Origin of the sequence: Sphingobacterium corticibacterium, assembly GCF_004208525.1 — a bacterium.
Classification (GTDB): domain Bacteria; phylum Bacteroidota; class Bacteroidia; order Sphingobacteriales; family Sphingobacteriaceae; genus Sphingobacterium; species Sphingobacterium corticibacterium.
Window position 1 is genome coordinate 280,797 of sequence record NZ_SGIT01000001.1, and the last position, 26,395, is coordinate 307,191.

General features: G+C 43.8%; 18 protein-coding genes. 1 reads left to right on the forward strand and 17 read right to left on the reverse strand.

Going from position 1 to position 26,395, the window contains the following annotated elements; all coding sequences use genetic code 11:
* Positions 1 to 13: 13 nt before the first annotated feature.
* From EWE74_RS01230 to EWE74_RS01290, 13 genes are all read right to left on the reverse strand, one after another.
* Positions 14 to 1,507 (reverse strand): SusD/RagB family nutrient-binding outer membrane lipoprotein, encoded by a 1,494-nt coding sequence (locus tag EWE74_RS01230; protein WP_130139725.1) that lies wholly within the window; start codon positions 1,505 to 1,507, stop codon positions 14 to 16.
* A gap of 11 nt (positions 1,508 to 1,518) precedes the next feature.
* A complete protein-coding gene (locus EWE74_RS01235) occupies positions 1,519 to 4,740 on the reverse strand; it encodes a SusC/RagA family TonB-linked outer membrane protein (protein ID WP_206365107.1) in 3,222 nt (1,073 codons plus the stop codon).
* An 81-nt stretch (positions 4,741 to 4,821) separates the two neighbouring features.
* Complete coding sequence (locus tag EWE74_RS01240; RefSeq protein ID WP_130139726.1) at positions 4,822 to 5,829, reverse strand: FecR family protein; 1,008 nt, start codon at positions 5,827 to 5,829, stop codon at positions 4,822 to 4,824.
* Positions 5,830 to 5,919: 90 nt separating this feature from the next.
* Entirely contained in the window at positions 5,920 to 6,513 is a 594-nt protein-coding gene (locus tag EWE74_RS01245; RefSeq protein ID WP_165384617.1) for an RNA polymerase sigma-70 factor, read from the reverse strand.
* 204 nt (positions 6,514 to 6,717) lie between these two features.
* On the reverse strand, positions 6,718 to 7,422 hold the full coding sequence (locus tag EWE74_RS01250) for a TolB-like translocation protein (RefSeq protein ID WP_130139728.1): 705 nt from the start codon (positions 7,420 to 7,422) through the stop codon (positions 6,718 to 6,720).
* Positions 7,423 to 7,431: 9 nt separating this feature from the next.
* Positions 7,432 to 7,680: a hypothetical protein gene (locus EWE74_RS01255; protein ID WP_130139729.1), complete on the reverse strand. Its 249-nt coding sequence runs from the start codon at positions 7,678 to 7,680 to the stop codon at positions 7,432 to 7,434.
* 267 nt (positions 7,681 to 7,947) lie between these two features.
* Positions 7,948 to 9,114: a sensor histidine kinase gene (locus EWE74_RS01260; protein ID WP_130139730.1), complete on the reverse strand. Its 1,167-nt coding sequence runs from the start codon at positions 9,112 to 9,114 to the stop codon at positions 7,948 to 7,950.
* An 86-nt stretch (positions 9,115 to 9,200) separates the two neighbouring features.
* The gene (locus EWE74_RS01265; RefSeq protein ID WP_130139731.1) at positions 9,201 to 10,355 is read right to left on the reverse strand and encodes a PepSY-associated TM helix domain-containing protein; all 1,155 of its coding nucleotides are present in this window, start codon (positions 10,353 to 10,355) and stop codon (positions 9,201 to 9,203) included.
* A gap of 10 nt (positions 10,356 to 10,365) precedes the next feature.
* A complete protein-coding gene (locus EWE74_RS01270) occupies positions 10,366 to 13,008 on the reverse strand; it encodes a TonB-dependent receptor (protein WP_130139732.1) in 2,643 nt (880 codons plus the stop codon).
* A 115-nt stretch (positions 13,009 to 13,123) separates the two neighbouring features.
* Entirely contained in the window at positions 13,124 to 14,098 is a 975-nt protein-coding gene (locus EWE74_RS01275; RefSeq protein ID WP_130139733.1) for a FecR family protein, read from the reverse strand.
* Between the two features lie 57 nt (positions 14,099 to 14,155).
* Positions 14,156 to 14,713, reverse strand: a complete 558-nt coding sequence (locus tag EWE74_RS01280; RefSeq protein WP_165384618.1) for an RNA polymerase sigma-70 factor — start codon at positions 14,711 to 14,713, stop codon at positions 14,156 to 14,158.
* 84 nt (positions 14,714 to 14,797) lie between these two features.
* Positions 14,798 to 15,517: an FAD-binding oxidoreductase gene (locus tag EWE74_RS01285; RefSeq protein WP_130139735.1), complete on the reverse strand. Its 720-nt coding sequence runs from the start codon at positions 15,515 to 15,517 to the stop codon at positions 14,798 to 14,800.
* A 76-nt stretch (positions 15,518 to 15,593) separates the two neighbouring features.
* Entirely contained in the window at positions 15,594 to 16,457 is an 864-nt protein-coding gene (locus EWE74_RS01290; RefSeq protein ID WP_130139736.1) for an AraC family transcriptional regulator, read from the reverse strand.
* Between the two features lie 225 nt (positions 16,458 to 16,682).
* Here EWE74_RS01290 and EWE74_RS01295 point away from each other — a divergent pair, with 225 nt between their 5' ends.
* Positions 16,683 to 17,249, forward strand: coding sequence for an RNA polymerase sigma factor (locus EWE74_RS01295; protein WP_130139737.1), 567 nt, complete (start codon positions 16,683 to 16,685; stop codon positions 17,247 to 17,249).
* 10 nt (positions 17,250 to 17,259) lie between these two features.
* Here EWE74_RS01295 and EWE74_RS01300 read toward each other — a convergent pair whose 3' ends face one another.
* From EWE74_RS01300 to EWE74_RS01315, 4 genes are read right to left on the reverse strand one after another with little or no spacing between them, the layout of a single operon-like run.
* Positions 17,260 to 19,683: an alpha-L-rhamnosidase-related protein gene (locus EWE74_RS01300; protein WP_206365108.1), complete on the reverse strand. Its 2,424-nt coding sequence runs from the start codon at positions 19,681 to 19,683 to the stop codon at positions 17,260 to 17,262.
* A gap of 2 nt (positions 19,684 to 19,685) precedes the next feature.
* Complete coding sequence (locus EWE74_RS01305) at positions 19,686 to 21,335, reverse strand: glycoside hydrolase family 28 protein (protein WP_130139738.1); 1,650 nt, start codon at positions 21,333 to 21,335, stop codon at positions 19,686 to 19,688.
* Between the two features lie 18 nt (positions 21,336 to 21,353).
* Complete coding sequence (locus EWE74_RS01310; protein WP_130139739.1) at positions 21,354 to 22,955, reverse strand: RagB/SusD family nutrient uptake outer membrane protein; 1,602 nt, start codon at positions 22,953 to 22,955, stop codon at positions 21,354 to 21,356.
* 10 nt (positions 22,956 to 22,965) lie between these two features.
* Entirely contained in the window at positions 22,966 to 26,301 is a 3,336-nt protein-coding gene (locus EWE74_RS01315; protein WP_130139740.1) for a SusC/RagA family TonB-linked outer membrane protein, read from the reverse strand.
* Between the last annotated feature and the right edge of the window lie 94 nt (positions 26,302 to 26,395).

Genomic DNA, 26,395 nt, shown 5'->3' on the forward strand with positions numbered 1-26,395 from the left:
CTAATTTTTATGTTTAATCTAACCACCAGGTTTTGCTATGTATATTGTCATTGCCGTTAAATTGTCGTTGGATAGCAGTGCCTACATGTTGTGCGTTTTGGTTGTATTCTGCTTGGGGGTACATCCACCGATAAGCGACCCGTACGTTAGCTGCCTTGCGTAGGGTCGGATAGCCGGTGCGGAGGTGGTCAAAATAACTGGAGTAACCGCCTTGGTGGAAAGATCGTAGATATTTCTGCATCATGATACGTTCGAGTTTGGCGTCTTTAGAAACGGCAGCGTCTAAATCGACATTTGTCTGTGCAAGATAAGCGGCAACTTTATCTTCGGAAACAAATGAACTCAGGTTCTTTGCGTATGTGGAATAGAAAGCGAACGATGCTTTAACCCCCTCGGTATATAATTCCTTTGCATCGCCATCTATCCACCCGCGAACGGCGGCTTCTGCTAAAAGAAATTGTTGCTCCGCATATCCCATTAATACGAGGGGTTCGCAGGTGGGATCGTCCGTATAACGATCGTGTACTTTGGAGAGCCGGCCGGCAACGGCTTTGTCATTCACCTGCGCATAGGGGGCAATGGGATCGCCCCCCTCGTAAGCACTAAAGTCGTCCAATGCTGCCCCGGCTTCCTTGCCTAAACGGGTCTGGGTGGCAATGACAAAAAGACGGGGATCTTGGTGATCTTGCAAACGCTTGATAAAAGTTGAATCCATATACATACCTGATCCGTAACCGCTGGAGTTGAATTCGGGATAGCGCACATCCTGTTGGTCTACAAAATGGAGCTGCCCATCGTCTTCGGGGCTTCCCATTAATGGCTCATTCGTATATATTTGTGCAAATTGCTCAGAGACATTAAAGGCGGGATTTTGTTCCTTATTGGATAAGGTCATCAATACTTTTAAACGAAAGGAATGGATAAGTCTAATCCATTTCTCGGGGTTGCCACCATAGATGATATCTCCTTGAAAGAGATTTGGATTGTCATGTAAGATAGAAACCGCCTCTTCCAATTCGCTTAAGATACCTTTAAAAACATCTTCTTGGCTGTCGTATTGTGGTTGGTATATGCCTGATAATTCACCTTGTAAGGCTTCCGAATAGGGAATGTCTCCAAAAAAGAGCGTCAGGTTGTAGAAATAGTAGGCCCGGAAAAATTTACCGAGCGCGAGGTAGCTGGTTTCATTGATTTTCTCGGCTTCTTCCATCATCTTGGTGACATTGCGTAGTTGCTGGTACTGTTCAAAACTTCCGCGCTGCCAGTTGTATAGTTGATTGGCATTTTCGCCATCGGTCTGTACGATCATTTTTAGGATGTAAAGTGGTGTGGTACCGTGCCAGGTACGAAAGGTTTCCCATTCTACTTTGGTGAGCAACGCCTGGGGATGGGTGGTTGAGGCTTCGTTTGGATTTTCGTTTATTTCGGTCAGTTTTTGACAAGAACTAACCAATAAGACGGACAGGATCACAAGACCTGTCGATAGGATATGTCGGATGATTTTCATTTCTATGAGGATTAAAATTTAAAGTTTAACGATGCGCCAATATATCTTGTAGAAGGATCCTGCAGGTTATCGTCATTACCAATACCAAAATCAGGGTCGATGTATGGAATGTTCTTCCAGACAAGTAGATTGTAGCCAAAAAGGGAAGCATCGAGGCTCTTCATTTTTTTGCTTCGGATAATCTTGTTCAGATCATAACCGATAGAGAGCCTTCTGAGCTTGACAAAGGTACGGTCGTATACGTTTGCAAATGTGCTGCTTTCTGACTCGGTTACACGTGCTTGGTAGGGATAGTTTTGGCTCCATGTTTGCCAGCTAATGGCTTTGTCAAAGGGCTGGTAGGTTCGGGTGTCGGATGTAATGTTACCGTTTATGTCATACTGCACTTCGCCATCCGTTACCACGACACCTTGGGGAACGTATATGTACTCCCCGGCATCGTACTCTTCTTGTCTATATTGGGTGGAAGAGGGATGTTTACCGCCCCACCACATTTTTTCTATGGTTTGGGAGCGCATCACGCCACCGACCGATCCGTCGATGTCTACATGTAGGGTGAAATCTTTCCATTTGAATGTATTGAGGAAACCGAATTGCCAGTCTGGATTGAAATAGCCTAAATAACGTGGGAATGGATCACGTATCGGCATCCCCGTGTTCGCGTTTAGGATAAGTTCACCGGCATTGTTTTTTTGCCAGACGTTATCATAATAAGCATCTGCGCGATCGCCTTTTTGGAGATTTCCAAACTTGGATTGATCACCGTAAATAGATTCCAGTCGTTGAACGGAGCGCATCCAGTTGATTGTTGTATTCCATGAAAAATCCGTATTTCGGATCAGTGCTGTATTCAGCATGACCTCTACGCCTTGTGTACGGTAGTAATTGCCATTAACTTTATGTGACTTGAAACCGGAGGCTTCTGAAACGATGAGGTCGATGATTTGATTTTTGTCCAGTACGTTATAATAGGCTACGTCGAGCGAAAATCTGTTCTTGAAGAAGGCCATCGATGTGCCCAATTCCCAGGAAATGGATTGCTCCGGAAGTATATAAGGGTTGGCGATTCCTTCGGGGTATGTCACGGAGGGAATAGAACCGTGTGTGATATTCTTTTTATAGTAGGATAACAAGCTATAGGGGTCTAGATCATCGGATACGGACGCCCATGAACTGTATAGTTTTAGGAAATCTATTTGATTGGGCAACCTGATATAATCGGATAGCATCGTGCTGAGTGATACGGCTGGATAAAAATAGGAATTGTTGGAGCTGGATAGAGTAGACGACCAATCGTTACGACCGGATACATTTAGGTAGGTAGATTTGAAGAGATCGATATTAACCGAAGCGTATACACTTCGGATAACTTTCTCTTGATGCAGATTCTCGGCCTTTACTGGTCCTTGCGTATTCCCGAGGTTATAGATGCCGGGTACAACAAGCCCGTCAGTTGATTGAAACCCTTCATTATAGGTTCGTTTAAACGTCGAAGCACCGGCATTAATGGTTAATCCCAGATTTTCTCCAAAGGAATCTTCGTAGGTTGCCAGTACATCCGCATCGAAATTGAGTTGATCTTTATCCCACATCTTATAATCTCCGTTGCGCGAATCGCCATAATTCATGTACGATTTGGGACTTTGCATGTCTTCGAATGTGGTGCGTTGGCGTAGTGCCATACGTCCTTGTAGGTTGAGTTTGGATGTGGCCTGCCAGTTTAGACGTGTTTGCCCGTGCAGTACCCCCATGTCATACACTTGATTCAGCTCATAGGCGGCAAAGTAAGGATTGTTATACCAAGCATAATTGTAGTTGGCCTGGCGGTATCCTTCTTGTCCCGGCACATAGAAGTGATCTGCGAGATCATGGCCATTGACGTCATTTCCCATCCATAGCAAAATAGTGTACATGTGGTTTTTGGGCCCATAGCCATAGCGGGGATAGTTGGGAGAGTGTACCTTGTTGTACGAGACGTTTAGGTCCAGATTTAATGTCGGAAGGAACATGTAAGAAGAATTCATGTTCAGACCGCCTGAGCTAAGTTTGGTATTCGGAACCTGCCCTTGTTGCAAGGCATATTTTCCGGAGGTAAATAAACTGAGCTTATCATTTTTGAATGAAAGGGTGAAATTGTTTTCAGTGACTAAGCCGGGGCGTAAAAAATCACGTAAGTTGTCGTGGCTTACCCAGTCGATAGGTACGCGTTCATACCGCGACTTATCGTTGTAGATGGTGCCGCTGACGTCTCCCCACCAAGGAATAATTTCACCTGTTTGCTTGTCGCGGATAGGACTGTTCCATTGCGCGTATTTTTCTCCAGTGTTGAGTTTGGGACCCCAGGTCATGTCGCCATCGGATATGCCACCGTCAGCACCATCCCAAAACTCGTATTTGCCGTTGGAACCACTGCCGAATTCTGTTTGGGACTCTGGAAATACGGTGAAGCCTGCCGAAACCATGTTGGTAGAACCTACTGTAAACTCCAGTGTTTCGTTTTTGGCATTTTTGGTCGTAATCAAGATAGCTCCGTCCTTACCTCTGGAACCATAGAGGGCAGAAGCGGCAGTTCCTTTTAAAACGTTAATGTTTTCGATATGTTGGCTCGGAATGTCAAATAAATCAGTTTCTACCGGAATACCGTCAATGACGATCAAGGGTTTTTTCCCACGGAGATTGAAAGAAGGTGCTTGAAAGACACCTGTGGGATTGTTGACGATTAAGCCGGCTACTTGACCGGAAAGAGCGTTACCGATATTCATCGTCTTCGATTCCTCCAATACTTCTGTCGGTACTTCTTGTGTGGCATATCCTACTTTTCTTTTTTGCTGCTTGATGCCTATCGCTGTAACCACGACTTCGTCCATGTCTGTGCTACTGAATTCATTTAATAGGAAAACAGCGCTTGATCGTTTTCCGACAGAGACGATATAATGGCATTCCTGCTTAGGCAGCAAGCCGGTGAAAGAAACAGAGATACAATAATTGCTGTCTGCTGGCAGACTGCTAAACAGCGACTTGCCTTTATCGTCGGAAGCAGAGGTACGTGTAATATCGAGTGCGGTATTACTGACCGTAACGGTGGCTGCCGGAATAGCTTGTGACTGGCCATCCTGTACGATAACAACGAGTTCGCCTACTTTTTGGGCCATCGTCCAGCTGCTCATTCCCATAAACAGGAGCAAGGTAAAGAAACCTTTGAAAGGTGTGCGATTGATAATGGATTTGTTCATATTTGTTTGTTATTCTGATATAAAAATTCCCTACGGCTATTTTAGCCGTTCATTTATTGTGCATACTATTTGTTTATCTGTTTACTTTTTTATGGTATATATTGCTTCGTTTTCATTGTACTCTACGGTTAGGTCATTTGCTAAAGCGATTGTTTGGATGATTTCCTGTATCTGGTTTTCGTCGTCGTATGTGCCGTAGAACGACATTCCTTCCAGTTCATGGACATCGAATTTGATGGTTACGTTGTAATAAGCTGCTAAACGTGGAAATACCTCGTATAGCGGCGCGTGATGAAAGATCAGATCTGCTACTTCTGGGACGGGTTTCTTTTCTTTCAATTCGTTGTTCGTTTTCCGTCGAATAGGTGCTTTGGGCTTCGTCACGTTCCATTCCTGTCCCGGTGCTAACATAGCCAAAAGGCTATCCCGGCCATCTGTCATCCGTCGTTTGACGCTGACTTTACCCGTGACCAGTTTTACCATTGGTGAGCGGTTACCTTTCATTTTTTCTATCCAAAAAGAGGTGCCCAATGCGGTGGTAATGATGTCCCCGGTGTGTACGGAGAAAGGTCGCTTGACGTCTTTTGTAACACGGAAGAAAGCTTTTCCGTCTAACGTTAACTGACGAGCGTCGGATGCGAAATCAGTCGGCCAGATCAAGGTGCTTCCCGAGCTTAGGAGTACCTCGGATCCATCCTTTAGGGATAGGAGTGTATCCCTATTGCTGCGATTGGTAAACTCCATGAAGTCGGGCGTTTGATTTACGGTTAAGGTTTGTTGATTTTCTATGTTCGCTTGATCGGATGGCCAGAAATAGGCGCCGATAGTGAATGCGAGAAGAAGTGAAGCAGCGACACCAGTCCACCACAGTTTACGTCTACGCAAAGGAACTGTATTTTCAAGGGCTCCGGTACGAAGATCGATCTGTTTTTTCATAATTACTTTATGAAATTCGTTTATCGCAGGCTGTTCGTCCGATATATCAAGGCGTTCCATCCATCTTTCTAAATGCCTTTTTTCTTCTGGCGTGATGGTGCCGAGCAAATATTCGCTGATTAACCGTTCTACATATTTTTTCTGTTCTTGCATATATACACAGTAGTTGCAAAAAGGTTAATAACGTACCACGATAATCACGTTAACGTTATGTAAAGTTTTGATGAAAATAAAACCCAGGTGTTAGGAAAGGAGAAAAAGCAAAAAAAGGAAGGCGGTGGGATGGGATAGGTGTTCTGGAATATAGTTACGTATATGCTGCAAGGAACGCATAAGCTGATTCTTTACCGTCTGAACAGATATACCCATGGTTTCGGCGATTTCTAGGTTGCTTAATGAACGATGATACTTTAGACTAAAAACCTGCCGCATACGTTCAGGCATATCTTCTACGGACTCTGCTATAACGTTTATTAAGTGGTTATGCTGTATCTCACCTTCCAATAGTTGTAGAAAGTCTTCTTCCTGTTCATCGACGCCAAATGTAATGTACGAGCTTACATGACGCTGTTGGATGCCTTGGTGTCTAAAATGCATGAATACCTTAAAGTATAACGAACTAATGAGGTATCTACGGACATCATCAATTTGGGGCAATGAACTGCGTCGTTGCCAAATATCAACAAAAAGATCTTGTACGATGTCCATAGAAACATCGATGTTTCCTGTTTTTTTCCGTGCAATGGAGAGAAGTAAATCCCAGTATTTGTCATAAAGGTGACTGAACGCTTTATAGTCGGAACAAGCTATATTTTGTAAACATATTGTATCTAACATATCATGCATCACATTTTGTTACTCGTGTACAAACTTCTTTTTTTTATGCAATAGCACGGTTAAAAAGCTGTGAAATAAACGTTAATTTTTGTTTGTCGATTGGAGAGATTGAACTCATTTTCTAGTGAATAGGTAAAGCGGTGTCTTAGACACATTCGTTACCGATCGTTACGCCCGAGGTAAATAATTTTATAAAAGGTGTCTTTATTCTGTCCACACAACCGGGCCTTTCAATGCTTCAGGCGAGATTTCTCCTGCAGCAATGACGGGAATGACGCCATTTCCATTCGTATCCACTTGATAGGTTTTTCCATCGACAGGAACGATCTTCATATAGCTTTGATAGCTTGGCACACTGCCCGGTACACCTATTTCGGTCTGACCAGCCCCAAATACCATAAACCGGCCATCGGGAGAGAAGGCGGGACTGGCTTCTCTTCCCTGACTTTCTGTTGCTTGGTAAAACTCATCGGTCGTGAGATCTAGTATCCAGACCCGCTTTTGATAAATCATGGCCAACTTTTTTCCTTGCCTATCCGCCGTAATCTGTCCGAAATTTTCATCGGGAAACTGTTTGATGACTTCACCTTTGGTGTAAGGAGGTGAGAATCGTACAAGGGCGTTTTTCCAAGTGATCACCAGCGAATTGTCGGGTAACCAGCAAAAACTGGAGTTGCGATCTACTTGCTCATTGTTTATTCTTTCGATGTGGGTAATGATTTTGCCTTCTTGAGGTGATAAGACTACAAAGCCTTCATCAAATGTTGGATCAATGCAAAATAGGCTTTTATCTGGGGATAAAGTCCCTGAAATATACACCGTACCGCCGTTTGCTGGCCTGTAGTAAAACTCGTTAATAGGCTGCTCCTCAGCGAAACGCCGGTAGGTAAATTTGACCTGGTCCGGCATACCGTCACTTCAGCCATCCCGCATTTCCAAGATGTTTTCGCCGTCCAGCGATATGTCCCAATCATACCAGCTTCGGGTTTTTTTCCATATTACTTCCTTCATCGAGGGAAGCGCTATCGAGGTGTGACCGTCATAATTTTGGAAAAAGAGTTTCCCAGAAAGTGTTTCACCGCCTTCGGGTTGACCTGTATCAGCATCTTTTGAACAGCCTACGGCTAAGAACAACGATAAGAGTAGATATGTAGTTTTTGTTTTCATGGTTTTTTCTCCTGCTGTAAGTAAAGGACTAATTTCGGGTATATTAACGCATGGGACAATCCACGAATACAGGGATTTAGTAAACTATTTGGTTCGGATTATATAAAATTCGATATTTTTGGGATAGACGAGAACTAAGTCAACGGGATAATGGATGCAATTTATTCTTTGCTATTGCTTTTTAATCTTACAGGTATCAATGCAGCATCGGGCTTGCAATACCATCACATTTGCGGTTGATTACGAGTGTGTGTTATTTCATCCAAATTACAATTTCGGTAAATTAAATTTGAGGTAAAATGTTGTTCCTTGTTGGGGTTTGCTTTCTGCATATATTTGGCCATTCATTTGGTTCACCATATCGTGGCAAATCGCTAACGCCATACCAGCACCTCTATTTCTACCATTGGTATCTACTTTCTGAATAGTAAATAGTTGTGCTAACTTCTCGGAAGACATGCCCTCGCCACTGTCACTGATGGATATCGTAATTTCATGGTCGTTCTTAACAGATTGAACCGAAATGATACTGTTGGCAGGAGCATATTTTGTAGCATTGTGGATTAAATTTCGACAAACGAAAAGCAACATCTGTGGATGTGCATAGACAATATGGTCGGAAGGTATGTCATTATTTAATTCTACCTGTTTTCTTTGTTGATCGTGAAGGAATAGCCCGTTAGCTTCATGAATTAAATCAGATAAGGTCACAGGGCTAGGGGTGTGCGTGAAATCTTCTTTTTGGGATTTTATCCAGTGAAGCAGCCCTTCTAGTAACTCTATGCTTTTTGAACTGCTGTCGCGCAGTTTTTCCATGAGTGTTTTAATGTCTTTTTCAGCAAGTGTTTTTTTGGCGCGAAGCACAACATCAGCGGTCAATATAATGGCAGAAAGTGGCTGTCGGAGGTCATGGGCAAGTACGGAAAGTAGCATGTCATAAAATTTGTTCCAACTTTCTAATTCTTTTGCTCTACTTAATGCTTTTTCAGCAGCATCTCTTTGCAGATTGGTCAGGATGGATATGTCGTGCGCGCAGAGTACAGCTCCATTTACGGCACCAGTGTCATCAAATATAGGGCTTGCTTGTACACTATAAGTGATTTTAATGCCGCTCTTACCCAAAATATCGACGATGGTGTTGTGACGTTCACCAGATAAGACTTTTTGCAATAACATGTTCAATGTGGAGTTTTCCAGTCCTGTACTTTCATCTATAATATCTAACCAGTGGTCACCAATTTGAATATCAACGCCCTTGCGTAAACGTACGGCATGATTGGCTTGCTTGTTAAATGCCGTGATTCTGCCGGACAGGTCGACGGAATATAGGATAGCGTCTGTGCTATCGACAAGGTCTTGCATCAGTTTCTGTTGATGAGCAACATTTTTCTTGATCGTATCCGGAAAAGGTGAGTTAGTACGCGGTCTATCCATTGGCTTACTAGATTTGGTCACTAAACAATATTTAAATCTACGTAAAAAGTTTTATTACGCCAAATAGTCTATTACCTGAAAATAACTCAGAAGCGTATTGATACGCCTTTAGCTTTTTTCTTTCCCCATTTTTTGTTGTACCAAATCAGAAAACCTGTTATCGGGAGCGAGGTGCATATCGCTGAAATGATAAAAGCTAGGAACTTCCCGGGCAAACCGCCTATTCGTCCCACATGCACATCATAATTGTAACGGCCTATCCAGTCGCCTGTATTTGCCAGTTCGGTGTCTTTCTGCCAGTAGTGGGGCATAGGGATAAATTGGAAAGAATAGCGGTCGACGTGTCGGATAACGGCTAAATGTGCCGTTGCGGGATTGGGATTATCCGTAACGGTAACCACGTCGGTACTTTTTTTTGGCAAGATAAAATTTAAGGCATATGTGCTGCGTTGCTTCTCTTTTCCCAAGAGATGCCATACGCTATCTACTGCAAGTAGTGGATCGATTAGCGTCTTACCGGTTGCTTTGCTGAGAGGAGCTTCCCTGACAGGAAGCGGTTGGCCACCGGAGGAGATCCAATAGACGGACTTGGTAAACCAGGATAGACTAATGAAGATGCCGGTACAGGCAATAATGAGCGAGGGTAACAAGGAATAGAAGCCGAACACGTTATGAAGATCGTAGTTGACTCGTTTAGCACCGGCTTTCCATTTCAGACTTAGGGCATTCTTCAGTTGTCTTTTATTCCATTTCTTAGGCCACCAAAGGATTAATCCACCCAGTAGTAAGATGATATAGATAACCGTTGCATAGGATATAATACCATGTCCCACCTTGCCGGGCAACAACAAGCGGATATGTAGGTGCAATACGACCGGAAAAAATCCGGTCGTTTGCGCCTTAATTTTGAGTATACTTCGCTCATAGGGGTCGATAAACGCTGTTTTTCTTTTTCCTTGATGTTCAAAATCAATAGCCACACTGCGGTCCCGCCCGAGGTATTTGACGGTGGCAATATCACTGTCGGGGAGGCTGTCGAGCAGTACCCTAGCCATTTCTTTCGGAGAATCATGGTACGTTACGTCTTGCACTACACGCCTCCAAGGTTCCATGACATCCTCTATTTCCTGTTGGAAAGCCAGGATACAACCCGTGAGTCCCAGTATGAATACGACGAGACCGGATAGCAGTCCAAGCCACAGATGCAGGAAGGCATTAATCTTTAAAAATTTTTTCTTCAAGGTTCTTGGCTTATAGTTTTATTCCTATACTGAAAACAGCACGTCTCGACCATAAGGGATAATATCCGCCGTACATACCATAGGTATAGCCTTTTTCGTTGGCAAGGTTATTTACATTCAGCCTAGTGAACACATTCTTAAATGTATAGGCAAGTGCTACGTCTATGGTTGTATAATGTGGAGCGAGTTCCACGTCGCGGTTATAGCTTGTCGCATAATTTTTTCCTCGGTAAGAAACGCCTCCACCAAATTCAAAGCCTTTAAGCGCTTGTTGTGAAAACTTGTAGTTGGCCCAAAAATTGGTGATGACACGCGGAGCGCCGCCTAACTGATTTCCCGCAGGATAAGCTGGATCTTCTACGATCGTAGCATCAATATACGAAAACGCAGCATTTACGAACAAGCTGGGAAGGACATAGCCGTTTACATCTAGCTCGATACCTTTACTTTGGTGATTGGCGCCTACATAGGAGGCCGTGCCGGACTCAGCGCTAAAGTAGGTGTGTGGAAAAGACGGTGCCTCCGTTAACCCCGTAACATAGCCGCTTATATTTTTCTTATCGATATGGAAAGCCGCCACGGTTATGCCTAAACGGTCATCCCAGACACTGCTTTTAATGCCCGCCTCATACTGGTCGGCATTGGATGGCGAAAGTAATTCTCCTGTAAAGCGGTTCTGCCCGTTCATTTCAAAGGAATTCGTGTACGAGGCAAAGGCCGACATCCACCGGAATGGTTTGTAGAGCACGCCCATGCGTGGATTGAAGATCGTTTGTTTATCCGGCATATATTGTGCTGGCTCGGGGCCGGTAGACCAGGTCGAAGAGCGGTTTACATGGTTGAGACGAAGGCCGAGGAGTACCTGCAAACGTTCGTCGAACAGGGAGATTTGGTCCTGCGCATAGGCGCCGAAACGCTTCCGCTGTGTGGAAGGGTCGCCAGGTGTTCCCTGATTGTCGATTATTAATGTGGATTGTCCATAGATGGGATTGTATAGATTGATGGGCTTGTCCAATTTTCCCCATCCCGATAGGGATCGGTCCCTATCATCATAAAGATACTCTACACCGACAAGCAAATTATGTTGTGTGGACGCGAGGTTAAACTTACCTAAAAGATCCATTGTCGAACCCCAACCACCATATGCTCCGGTTTCAGATGAGTAGGTTCGGTCTATATCGCCCGATTCTGTTAAACTGGCAAGCGTGAAGGACATCCAACCGTATTCTCTCGTAGCTTTGGTGTAATAACTGACGTTGCGTAGGGTCCAATCGGAGGAAAATTGATAAGACAAGGTGGAGAAAATATTTTCGTCGGTACTGCGGTACATATTGGCTGGTTCTCCTAAGAATGTTCCGAAAGAGAGCTTAGACAAACCTGTATAGGTGTTATCCGGGGATATGATCCCTGGGTCCATGGTACGATCGTCATGCGCGTACACGCCTTCGAGGTTCCATGTCAAAGTGGGCAAAATTTTCCAGGTGAACGACGGTGCAAACAAAAAGCTCTTGTTGTTAATTTTCTCCCGGAAGCTGTCCGACTTTTCTAAGGAAGAATTTAACCGGAACAGTACTGTTTTTTTCTCGTTTAATGGGCCTGATATATCGATGCTGGGGCGCAGCAGACCATATTGTCCCAATTTCATCTCGAGCCGTTTGTAATTGTAATCCAGTGGTTTCTTGGTCACAAGGTTCATAACCGATCCTGGAGCAATATCACCATACTGTATGGAGGCAGGCCCTTTAAGTACGTCAATCTGCTCGATATTATCTCCGTAAACTTGTCCAGCGGCATTGGCGATGGCAACGCCGTTTCGCATAATATTCAAAGCGAAACCACGCCCGGTGAAGGTGTCATATCCGCCGGCGTAGGAACTGGCATAAGTTACACCACTGACATTGGTAATCGCTTCCCGTATAGACATGACCTGTCTTTGCTGCAACTGCTCCTGACCGACAATCTGGACCATCATGGGCAGGTTTTCAAGTGGAATGTCGCTTTTTATGACGGATGAGGTTTTACGTTTTTGACCGGTGACAATAACTTCCTGTAACAGCCGCCCATCGTCCTGAAGTACGAAATCCACGGTAACACCAGATCCCGATGGCACATTGACCTCCCGATGCGCCAGTACCTGCCCGAGAAAACTCACCTTTATCTGCTGTTCACCTGCACGTATCTTTTGGAAACTGAATTTGCCATCGGCGTCGGTCATCGTCTGTTTGCCACCTTCTATAGCAACTGTCACGGACTCTACAGCAATACCGTCTTCAGTTAAGATCCGACCATAAACGTGCCCCGAACCGTTATTTGGCTGTAGGCTGATCCGTGTACCATTGACTTCTACGCGCGGCATCTCACCAGCAAACAATTCCTGTAAAATAGTGGAAAGTGTTTTATGCTGAGCATCTATAGTAACGGTACGGTCTATAGCCAACAGATTGGTACTATAGACAAAGGTACATCCGGCGGCAGCCTCTATTTGATGGAGTGCAGTGCTTATTTTAGCATCTTGCACCGTAACGCTTATCCGCTTTTGCAGAATCGATGACTGCGCTATGGCTGCTGTGAGGACGAAATTAAAAACCAATAATAAAATTCCTGTTTTCAGCGCATCTGAAAACAATGTAGCTCGAAATGGCAAAAAGTTCATATTTTTGATTAAAGTAATGTAATAAGTGAGTTAACGAAATTCATTGCTTGTCCCGGTATGCAATTTTGGCGATGCGTGTACCGGGTTTATGCTTCTATCTATTATCTATTTTTTACTATTTATACAATACAACCTCCTTATCTTTCAATTTATACTGAATATTTAATGCAAAAGCAACCTCATGCAAGACCTCTTTGAGTGTTGCATCTTTAAAGCTGGCGTTGATGCGATAGGAAGCTAACTGGGGCTGTTCCAGAACGACAGCAACGTCAAACCAATGCGTTATCTTTGATGCAGCTTCTGACAGCGGTGTGTCGTCAAAAAGGAGTACGCCTCTAGTCCAGGCGGAGATTTTGTGGGCATGAACCGTAGACTGGTGCATCTGCTTTCCGTCGTATTCCCCTTGTCTATTGGCGGTCAATAGGAGGGTGTCCGGGCAACCATTCGCTGAAAACTGTACCTTGCCTTCTTCGACAGTAAGGGTATGGTTACCGCTTTCGTCTGCCAGCAGATTAAACTGGGTTCCTACTACACGTGCGATCGTTTGCGCTGTCTCCACATAAAAGGGTTTCTTTTCATCTTTTGCCACATCAAAGAAACCTTCGCCTTGTAGAAATACACGACGCTCTGCGTTGTTAAATTGTTTAGGATACCGTAAGACTGAACCGGCATTTAAACGTACTTTAGTTCCATCAGACAGTATGATTTCAGCTTGTTTACCCAGCGGAACGATAGTTTCTTGGTTGGCTACTGATTGGTTTTCATCTTGGATGTCTCCAATAGGGTGGTCATATATATACCACCCCGCTATCGTGATAGTACATAGCAGCAATATAGCGGCGGCGTATCGCCCCCAATAGAACGGTCGTGGGGAATAATCTAGTTTGGAAACTATCGGATCTGTCTCTTTATTTTCCAATTGAATCCTACTCCACAGTTCATTTTTTAAATCATCCTCTTTTTTATGCGGTCTTAATGTATACTGATCGAAAGGGATACCTTCCGACATCCATTGCTCTACAGCCCTTTTTTCTGCTATAGTACACTTACCTGTATAATACTTTTCAAGCAAGTGATCATTTACCTCCATGCTGTCTTTTTAAGACACTAGTCGGAAATAAAAGGAATTACCCTTAGTCAAAAAAAATTATTTTTCGGTAAGTTGATGCCTCACGTTCTTCTTCAATGTACGGAGGGCCTTCGTTAAATGGGCTTCAACGGTTTTTTCGGAAAGCGAAAGTTGTTCCGCAATTTCGCCGATGGTAAGACCGCTGTTTCGGCTTAAGGTATAAACTTGCCGGCAACGGCAGGGAAGTCTATTGACCAATTGTTCGACGAAATGTTCAAGATCGTCGAGTACAACGGTTTCTTCTGTATTGTTCACGGCTTCACAAAAGGAATGGGATAAGCAAAGCTGCTGTTCTTCTCTTTTAAATCGTTCACGGTAGTAATCGGTAATCTTTATACGCGTAGCACGAAATAGATAATATTCCATATCAACTTCTACTTGGAGCTGATGACGGCGTTTCCATATCGAACAAAAAATTTCTTGTACAATATCCATTGCCACTTCATGATCCCGCACGTGATGCTGGCAAAAAGCAACCAATCTTTTCCAGTATAGATCAAACAATGTCCTAAAGGTACCCTCATCCAAGGAACCACCTGCGTTAAGACTTTTAGTGTTATCATTAAATCGTGCCACGGAAAAGCGATATATTGAAATTGAAACAAATATAAGCTTTATGTGGAATAAATCTAAATAAATCCAAGAATACAGGGGTAATTATTACAAGCCCTTTTTTCCTTCCAACCAATAACCATGATGTTTGATCTTGCCGTTTGTTTTACTTTTGATGACTTTCCGGAAGGCCTGCACCGATTTTACATTTCCGGTCAAAACGTAATAGGCATCCTGCCAGTTCTCGTGATCAAGAATATGAAGATGCTCCTGTATCCACGCCGTGTCTTGAAATAAGTTGTTCTTGGAATAGACGATGCTGTTTTCTAAGCCTAATACAGCAGGTATGTGTTTATTTTCCTCGTCGAGTTCGAATATAAACCGGATAGGCAAATTTTTTTCTTTTACCACCGGAAGAAAGGAACTTGCCAACGCTAAGGAAGTCTCGTCACCAAAGAAGACGATCTTTTCTGCCGTTTCATCGTTATATTTTTGTTCGGTCCGTGGATGGTTGAGCTCTATGGTTTCACCGACTTTTAACCGTTGCATATAATCGCTCCCAACGCCTTTCCCATGCAGGTGGGCGATAAGCGTTAACTTGTCTTTTTCCTCGTTTATCTGTGCAACGGTATATCGTCGTGCGTCGGTATCGCTTACTCTAATGTCGAAGAAAGCACCAACCGGGAAATGCAGGTTTTTAAAATCACCTTCCAATCGAAGTTGCTTTACTGATGGCGATAGATACGCTGTTTCACTTATCGTTACGGAAGGGATTTTAGAAATAAATAAATTTAGGGTATCAAAAACCCATTTTGGAGCACTTGGCATAATCTTTCATTTTATTGGTAACAAAGGACGAAAGTTTATACAAAATGGAAAAGGACGGAAAAGTGTAATTATTGGACTATTCGCGGTTTTTGTTGCGGAAGGTTACGGCGGTCATTCCAGTTGTTTTAGTGAATAGTCGGGAAAAGTAAGGATAATCATCGTAACCTAAAATAGCAGCAATTTCCTTAACTGCTTTATCGGAATGATAAAGCAAACGCTTTGCTTCCAAAATTACCCGTTGCTGAATGTGGTGGGATACCGACTGACCGGTTACATCTTTCACACATTCATTGAGGTAGGAAACAGAAATATGTAAGGCTTCCGCATAATTTGAAGGGCGTTTCTCTGTCAGGAAATCGCGTTCCAATAAGCGAAAAAATTCATTGGTAATCCGCTCAAACCGCGAAAGCGATTCGGAAGGTCTTACTTGCTTTAGGTACAACGAAATGATCAGTCCTGCCAAGGCATTGCAGCTATCTTGCAAGGAAGAAAGATAAAGCTTATCGGATTTTCTTTCGTACAGATGCGTACACAGACGAAATGCTTGGCGAACAATGGCAAGTTCTTTATGCCGAATGGACAACGGTTTTAACGGAGCGATACTTTGTAAAAGTTTGAGATAATCTGGATGGATATTTTCATTGCTGATAATGAGTATATACATGTCGATATTTTCGACTTTCAAAGCACGGTGCACCTGATTGGGCGATTGATAAAGGATTGTTGGGGTGCTGATTATATACTGTTCAAAATCAATTTCGGTGTGCGTGGTGCCTTTTTCCTGCAACACAAAAAAGTGGTAATCGTGCCGATGCGCATGCATTGTTTCGTCATCTGCTAAAAAAGATGCAGCAGATACTTTTGACACTGCAATACCGTTCCCGTATTCTTTAGGCAATGTTCTTATGGGGATGTCTTTTTTATTCGATATCGTGCGCATGTTGTTTCGTTTCCCTTATTTAATCGTCTCGCTAAATTAGGGCATTAAGCAATAGCTAAACCTACTTAAAAAGTTTTGTTACGCCAAATTTCTGGTTTACGGGCTTATCGATACTGCTTCTGGGAATTGGTTTGTTGGATCATGATTGCACCGTCTGGTATCTATATCGGTTTACACCATTATCTGATAATTTATCTTAACTTAGGGTCAGTATTTTGATACCATATGGAACATATTGATTGTATAAAAGGGCTGCAACGTGGTTCTTATAACGATTTCAAAAAATTATATGCGTTATACCACGATAACCTTTATGGTTTCGTATTTTCATTAGTCAAATCGCATAGTATAAGTAAGGAAATTGTGCAAGAGACGTTTATCAAACTCTGGGTCAATAGGGAGAAGATTCGGGCTGATGGTGCTTTCAAATCTTATTTGTTTAAGATTTCTAAGAATATCATTATTGATCGATTGCGGAAGCAGATCAAGAGCCCGGTATTTGACGATTATATGGATTACTGTGATATTTTGGAAAGTGGCGAGTCAAACTCGGATTCGAAGATGGATTTGGATTTGTTTGTTAAACGGCTTGAAAATGCAAAGACAAAGCTGACAGTTCGTCAAAAGGAAATATTCGAACTGAGCAAAGAGCAAGGTAAATCTGCAAAGGAAATTGCTGAAAATCTAGCTATCAGCGAACAAACCGTATACAATACGCTCTCTGTAGCGCTACAGATATTGAAGAAGGAAGTCGGTTATACCGGTCTTGCCTTCTTCGTACTGTTTTTTTGAATGCCTGTCGTTAATGTGCTATGCTGATCTGCTGTAAACCGGGTTTCAAAATAAACTCCTCCCCACGCCATTGCAATATACCTGTTGTTTTCACCGGTAAGTCTATTATGGCTACAGATTCGATATCGTTTACCCGATAGTCCACCACCACATCTCCAAGCGGATGCGGGATGCTGCCTTTAACTTCGCGAAGATTTCCTAAATGGGGCTGAATACGGATTTTTTTGAAACCGGGAGCATCGCTTTTTATACCTAACACGGTGCGGAATACCTCGATATTTGGACTCGAGCCCCAAGCGTGGCAATCGCTTCGGGACGGCTCGGGTTGCTCTGCCCAAGTGGTCAATCCCAGCGAGAGCTGCGTATGCCATAGATCCATCATGTCTAAATAGTTGTCGCCCAACCCACCTTTGACCAGCGCCATGTGCAGGTAGTATCTGAAATAAATGCTCGCCTGTGTAATACTTTTATCGGCTAACAATGTTTTCAGGACAACGCCTGCTTTTTCACCATCGGCCACACCTGTTAAAATGGCCAGGATATTGGTGTGTTGGGAAAAGCGCTCTGCTGAAGGTGTATCCGCAAATAGATTTCGTTTTTCGTTCCAATATTTATCTTTAAGATTTGCGGAAATGCGTGCAGCCAATGCTTCATAACGGGAGCCGAGTGCAGGCTCCCCGAGTTCCCTTTCGATCTCGGCAGCTAATTGTAGCCCATACAAAAAATGCAGATCCTGAATCGCAGATTGTCCATCTTCTGCGCGGGGAGGAATACCCAGTTCGAACCCTGATGTCCAGTCGGTAAAAAACCAATAGGGAATTTTTGACAGACTGCCGTCTTCTGCCAGATGTTGTTCATAAAAATTTAAGATGGACCGGATAGCGGAAAGTTGACTCGTTATAAACTGGTCGTCACCGCGGTACATCCAGTAGTCATGAACTGTTGCGATCCACCATATGGAAAACGAAGGAATGAACTGATGTAGATTGGTGGGGTAACGACTCATCGTAATACCGTCTGAAACAATCGACTGTCGTCCGTTGTCTATGGCATTCTTAATCAACCGGTCATCGCGCGTGTTGTAGAGCGAAATCATCGCTTGTATCCGCGTATCTCCGAAATATTGCAGCTGTTCGTAATAAGGACAATCTTCATAGGTCTCATGTGCGCATAAACGGGCTGTACGCCATCCGGTAGATAAGATGTCCTGAAGTTCCGGTTGTTGCGAACTATGAAAATGAGCAACCTGTTCAAATGGATAAGCGGTGAACTGGCCATATGCATCATGTAGTATCAAGGGTTCTTGGTCTGTTTCTATTTCGAAAAGAACATAGCGATAGGTCCGCCACCATAACGAAGTAAATAGACGATTTGCACCTCCGTCGGCTAGAATTTCGTCGTAATATCCTAAGAATACTTTTCCTTCGATTTCATTTCGGTTGCCTTTATGCTGGAATCGTCCTTGATCATCTTTGCGATCTTCGAACAGTGATTCTGCATATTTAATCTTCATTCTGGCTCCTTTTCCTTTGCTAAATAAAACATTGAAATAAGCGGTGGTGAGGTGTGTCTGATCAATGAGCAGGGTAATCTTCGAACTAGCAGGAACAGTATAGTTACCTTTCTTTTGTGGAAAGCCTGCCCATTTGCTGATTCCTTCGGCTTTTCGCAACACGGGTATTCTCAGATTGGTTAATTCCATTTGCGGAATCTGTCTGGGAACCAGTTGCCATCCCGGGTAATCATGTGCACCTTTTCCGGCACCTACCATGATCTCGACAGCGTTTTTCCACGATGAATCGTCATAATTTCCAGACTCCCACTTCCAGGGATATAACTCACCGTTGACCTGATCGCCGGGCCCTGCCACGTAATACGTTTGAAGATCGGTTGTGGTCGGCTGATAGCTGGAATTAACATAGCTTTTCCAGGTCGTGTTGGTATTAACTTTCTGTTCTAGTTCGCCATCTCCTTGAAGGATAAACCCTGTTTTGTAAAAGCTCATTTGTGCTACCGGCAAATGCTCTCCATAGTTCCATACAACGGCAGCGAGCACATTTTTGCCTTTTTTGATGTAAGGTGCAATATCCACGGTCTCAAATGGCCAATTGTAGACGTCTGCACGTGCAGGTCCCAGCGAAACCAATTCGCCATTGATGTACAGCTTATAGCGATTATCAGCGGAAACATGCACCACAAATTTTGAAGGCTTGCTATCCTGGTCGAACACTTTGCGAAAGTGGTAAACACCATATCCGTTTGTAGAACCATCGCTTGCCTTAATCCAATGGGCCGGCCAGCGCTGGCCAGACAGGCGGGCATTTATCGCAATTTCTTGAGAACTTGACGACAGGTAAACGCCTAGAATGAGGTATAGGAAAACGGCCAGCTTAGCTAAACCGAGTTTGGATAGTTTATTTATGTGTAGCGACATGCTCATTTTTCGTTAATTTCAGATACGGGGAATGAATCATCGGTAGACAGGTTGGTCCCTGAATTTTTCAATATATTGGAAGATAATACAATATGTTGTGTTTTGTTTCCAGAAGCATGTAAAAATGAGGGTACGGGGGTCAGGCTTATGCTGTTTACGATAGCGGCCGTTTGCATATTCCTTCCTTGAATTACAGCGGGTGCATGTGGCGATATCTGTGCTTTTAAGCCATCCAAAAAGAAATTTGAAACATCGTCTGCAACAATAGCGGAACGTGTATCTTCTTCTTCAAATCTCAATTTTATATTGCGAAAATCGATTCCTTCAACATGTCGTATATAAAATCCATAGGCAGGTAATTTCCCGAATATATCACATCGAGGGTAGGATTTTTCCTCTTCGGGAACTTGATCTATTGTTCGCTCTTCTACAGGTTTTGTCGGATATCCCTCGAAATATAAGGGCGTATTTCCTCCCGTAAAGCTCAGGTCGATATTTTCCAATGTAATATTTTTTAACGGTGCACTCGGGATACCGGTTATGGAATTACCATAACGGCCTATTTTTGTTCCATAGATATTTTGGATGAGAATATCTTTCACGCTACCTACCGAAGGCATCTTGTTGTGGATATATTCTCTTCCTCGATTTCCTAATCGTACATAGATAGCGGCACCAAGGATATTGTTAAGCGAGATATTCGTGACTACGATGCGTTCCATGCTGCCTCCATCCACTACCATCAATTCAACCCCACCTAATCGGGTATCATATACGATACAGTTATTGACCAACACGTCGTGGAATTTTCCCGCAGATTCTGTCCCGATTTTAATGCCGGAAGCATTGGTACTGATGATGCAATTGCTGATCGTCACGTTATGGCAACCTAGATCTTTCGAGAAGCTTTTTAAAACGATCCCGTCGTCGCCACTGAAAATATGGCAATTTGATAGTTGGACGTTCCGCGAGTCGACGATATTGCATCCATCTGTATTTCTACCAGGTGTGTCGGCATAACGGGGTTTATTCATGTCACTGTTTTCCTTGCTATTGACGGTTATTCCATCGATTTGGAGGTTATTGCAAGTGTCGTATTTTTGTATCCACCACGAGCCGTTTACGAGGGAAACATCGCTGATCTTGATCCGTTCGCAGGCTTTAAGATGAATGATGTGTGTCCTCACTTGGTTGAGACCGGCTAACGCAGCGCCGTTTCCATCGATGACACCTTGCCCCGATACCGATATATGGTGTTGATTTTCGCTATAAATTAATGCCTTACCGGCATTGTAGCGTTCTTCTTTGGTAGGATCTTGGACGCCAATGTCGGGGTAGTCCTGTGCGTTTGTGCTACCTAATAGTGTTGCCCCCTTCTCAATATGTAGCCGAACACCACTTTTTAAAAAAATTGTACCAGACATAAACGTCCCGCCACTTAATTGAACGACGCCTCCTCCGGCATGGTGGCAGGCATCAATCGCGTTTTGAATCGGTTTGGTGTCAAGGGATTTTCCATCGCCTTTGGCTCCATAGTCTTGGACAGAATAGATCGTTGGATTTGTATGGGCAAGTACTTGGGGTAATGGGAAAAGAAGCGCGCCCATAATAATATATATAACGCGGTAATAACGAATGGTGTTCTGCTGCATATTTTGTTGGTGTATATGTTAATAACCTGTACTTGGATTCATGTTTGGGTTACTTTCCAATTCCGCCATGGGGATAGGATAGTATAGATCTTGTGTATTATAGGTCGGTGTTCCGACACGGGTCTTCGTATACCAGGTGTTGATTTCCTGATCGAGGGTTTTCCAACGACATACGTCTACCCAATGCTGTACACCTTCTCCACAGAACTCTTTGAAGCGTTCTTCTCGTAAATCATCCCGTAGCTGTGTTCCACCGGAGGCGATATCCACTTGCGGTGCAGCTGCGTGTACAGGTAAACTGTGTGCGCGCCGACGGACTTTATTGATGTATTCCCGTGCAATGCTTTCATTGTCGGCTAGGTTGGCCTCTGCATATAACAGATAAACATCTGCTAATCGCATGAGATACATGTTGATTCCAACACTATTGCCAACGTAAGGGTTGTCGCCGACCCGCGCGTTTCGTGGGATATATTTTCCCAGGCTCCAGCCTTGATAACTGCTTTCAATATCTTTATATTTCATAACGACAGTATGGGCACCGCGCATGGTCACGGGTGTACCAGGCTGGAGGGCGGCTACGTGTAAGCGAGGATCTGAACCAAAGCGTTCGATGTTGGAATCGTGGAAGAAGATATTGCCCCATCCTGCGGACTCCACATTTCCGGCGGCATTTTCGAAACACAACGCAGCAAGCAGCGCGTGCTGTGAACCTTCGCTATTCCAGAAATTAGCGCCCGAATTCCCATTTCTAAAGTTGATCTCTAAAATAGATTCACTGTTGAATTTGATCTGTTTTTCGTTAAACATATCTTTATAGTCCGCAAATGAAACGAGTTCCTTGCCGGCGTTATCGATTACATCTTTTAATGCTATTTTGGCCGCAGCTAAATCGCCTTTGAACAGGTTCAATTGCCCCACAAAGCTTTTTACAGCAAAGGATGTCGGGCGGGGGAAATTTTCACTATCATTCCAGCTAACGGGTAACAAGTCTATAGCCTCCGTGTAGTCTAATAGAATCTGATCATAAACTTCATCAACGGTATTACGTGGAATATTGAGCTTTTCAGGGCTGGAAGCCACTTCCAGTCGAAGCGGAATACCTTGTTTGCCTCCGTCGCCATTCGCTGCAAATCCTTCCCCCCAAAGGGCTACTAAATGCTGGTGTGCCCAACCTCGCCAAAACAACGCTTCGCCCCTCATCTGGCTTAATCGCTTTATATCTTCTGGCGAGAAGCCAGCTGTATTAATTCTACCAGCTTCTAAGAGCACGGTATTGGCACAGTTGATGACTTTATAAAAAGCGAACCATAGCGTCGATACATACGTGTTGTCTGGTGTTATCTGGTTCGTTGCCAGTTGATTCCAGTAAGCGTCTGCCGTCCACGACATATCCACGGTATGGTCGGTTACGAACGTGCCTTTGGCAAAGATCCGCTTCCCGTAGAGCCCCTGTTGGGTCAATTGGCCGTAAATAGCGGTAACGACCTGCTCCATGTCCGCTACGGACTTCGGAAAGACTGCGGGAGAGAGGCGGGAGGGATTCGAGACGTCCAGGAAATCGTTTGAACAGCCCCAAATTAAAATAGCGGTTAGTATGATGGATATTGTTTTTTTCATGATAAGCAGATTAAAAAGTAAGGTTTAAACCAGCGATGATAGAACGTGTATTCGGATAACGTTTTTCAGTATAGTGATTACGCGCGAGGTATCCGCCACCAATCTCGGGATCTCCTTGAAAGCGGGTTAGTGTCATGATATTATCGCAGTTTACGTAAACTTTAAGGCCTTGGACACCAAGTGGGGAGAGGACTTTCTTTGGGATATTGTATCCGAAATGTAGATTGTTCAATTTAAGAAAAGAACCATCTTCTACGAAATACGATGATACGTTTCTAAAATTATTATTTGGGTCAGTCTGGGTAACGCGAGGATGTTCGGTCTGTGTATTTTCGGGTGTCCAGGCATCATAGACTTTATAAGTTGTGTTAAAATCTCCAAAGAAATTTCTTTCATAGGCCTTGGTGCTGTTGAATATATCCATCCCGGTGTGTGCGAGCCACGCCATAGAAAAATCGAACCCTTTCCATTTTAGATTGATGTTCATGCCGTAGATTGCTTTTGGCCACGGGTTTCCGATATAGGTGCGATCGTCGACGGTAATTTTATTGTCGCCGTCGAGATCCCGGTATTTGAAATCACCAGGTGCTGTGCCGGTTGTTTGGTATACACCGTCTGGCGATCCGATATTTAACTGATCAACATCCGCTTGATGCTGGAAAATTCCATCGACTATATACCCGTACATTTGCCCCATAGGGAAGCCATTCTCTGTCCGATAAATTGAACTGTTTATAGCGGTAGAATTCCCTGTCCAAATGAGTGGGTTTACTTGATCACTCAGTTTAATCACCTTATTATCATTCGTCGATAGGGTAAAGGCAATGTCGTATTTGAAATCTTGGATGGCATCTTTCCATTGTACCATGAGTTCGAAACCTTTGTTGCTGATTTCACCGATATTGGCGACATAACTGGGCGAAAGCGCAAAAATATCACTGTTATAGGCGCCTGATGAAGGAGGAGCAGCGATCGTGTAAAGCATATCGGTGGTGTTCTTATGGTAGTATTCTACGGTAGTCTGCAAACGATTCTGTAAAAAACCGGCATCGAGACCAACGTTCCACTGCATAACATCTTCCCACTTAATCGCGGCGTTTGGAATATTTGAAAACCAGAATCCGCGACTTGTTACTAAGTTGTTGTATGCGTAATATAGGTAATTACTGGTGTAAGCTGGTTCATAGAGGAATTGAGGAATGGTATTGTTCCCTATTCGTCCCAAGCTTCCTCTTAGCTTCAATTGATTTAGCCACTGCATCTGTGCGCTGTTTTTTATAAACGACTCCTCGGCTATATTCCAACCTGCTGAAGCGGAGGGAAATAATCCGAAACGATTCTCGGCACCAAAATTGTCATAACCGTCCCGACGAATGCTCGTTTCAAAAAGGTATTTGTCTTCGTAGGCGTAATTTAAACGGGCGAATTGGGATAGACTGCGGCGCAACCCTTTACCTCCCAAAGCTTCTGTAGCACCAGAGCCCAGACTCATATCTTCCACCGGTTCTACACTGAAACCGGTTTTCCAACCTCCGGCACTGGAAGATTCTGTTTTTGAGGCTTCATAGCCGGCCAATATTTTGAAATTGTGCTTCTCGGCAAATGTCTTGCTGTAGGTTAGCGTGTGGAGCATCCGCAAGTGAAACTCTTCCCCATAATCCTTGGTGTAGCGTTGTTCTTGACTGATATTTCCGGTATTCCAGTATTCTTGAAACCAGTTGCTCGCAGACGAGTTGTAGCGTCCGGTTAGGGTGGTTTGCAAAGCGAGACCGTCGATAATCTCCCAATCAAAGATGACATTGGCACCGCCGTTGTATCCGCGTTGGTTGTAGTGATTAGAGCCGATGATTGCTGCTGGATTAGGCCCCTCATAATAACCTCCTGGAGGCTGCATTCCCCAGCCTCCGCCCGCGACGTTCGTTGGGTCGTAAGGTGTCATCGTAGGGACTTGCCTGTAATAGATTTTGCTGGATGTTGCATCGCCAAATACACTGGGCGCTCTATCGGTGAAACCTAGCGTTAGGATCTCGGTCATTTTAAATCGATTGCTAAATTTTGTTTGTGAAGAAAATCGAAGGTTTCCGGCCATGTCGTGCGATCCTTGCTCGATGCGCTGATTGCGAACAAATTCACCAGAAGTATTATAGTTCGTGTGTTCGCTCCCACCGGTAGCTTGCACGAACACATTCTGTGTAACGGCAGCATTTCTCCAGACGTATTCCTCCCAGTCGGTATTGGGTAGGGAAGAGGGATCGTCCCATCCGGCATCCGGATTGTTGGTAAATCCCGCTGCTAATTTTCTATCGATATAATCGGGTGTTTCCAATAGCTTAGGGATATCTATCGGTAACGCTACGCCTGCGTTATAACGTGCGTTTACCACGGGCTTACCTGCTCTTCCACGTTTGGTCGTAACAAGGATCACGCCACCAGCTCCCTGTGCACCATAAATGGCGGTTGAAGCAGCATCTTTCAGTATTTCCAACGATTCTACATCATTCATGTTTGGAGCTGTTCCTGGAACGCCATCGACAATCCATAGTGGATCTGATCCATTTACAGATGCAGCTCCTCTAATAATAATATTTCCGTTGGATACATTTACGCCAGCTACCCGACCTTGTATAGCATTGGTGGCATTCATATTTAAGTCATTGAAATCAGCCGGTCGTAGAGAGGCGACTGACCCGGTTACATTCGATCGCTTCTGCGTGCCGTAACCGACGATCACGACCTCATCCAATATTTGGTCGTTTGGTACAAGAATAATATTTACCTCTTCTATGCCACTTAGTGACACTTCTTGTGATACGTGCCCTATATGAGAAACGACTAAGGTAGATTGGGGTGGGCAGGAGAGCGAGAAATGACCTCGCTCATCACTAACTGTAGATTGCGATGTACCTTTGACTGTTATCGACGCACCGCTGAGAGGTTGTCTGTTTTCGCCCAGTACTACGCCTTTTACGGTAATATCAGACAGTTGACTTTTCGTTGCTGCTGTAGTACCCCTGGATATAATCGAAAACATGTTTCCGTTTCTACGATATGTCAACGCCGCATTCGTTAGAATCTTTTTTAGAAAATCCTCAATTTTCATGTCCTCTGCCTGGATGGTTACATTGTTTGTTCGGGGGAGGATCTGATCTCGGTAGTTAAAGCGGTAAACCGTTTTTTCCTCAACAGCATCCAATACGGATTGAAGGTTTTGATTTGTTACTGTTAGTGTAACGGTTTCTTGCTGTTGCGCGAAAACATCGTCGTAAGTTAATGACACAAATGTGTGTACGAATAATACAAATAATACACGAAACGTATTATTTTTTTTAAAATAATCTAAAATCATATGGTTATCTATGTAATTTAAGTTTAAGATTCACGTATTTATAAATCTTGATTTTGAGCCGCACTTTCAAATGCAGTTCTTTAAAATGTGTACG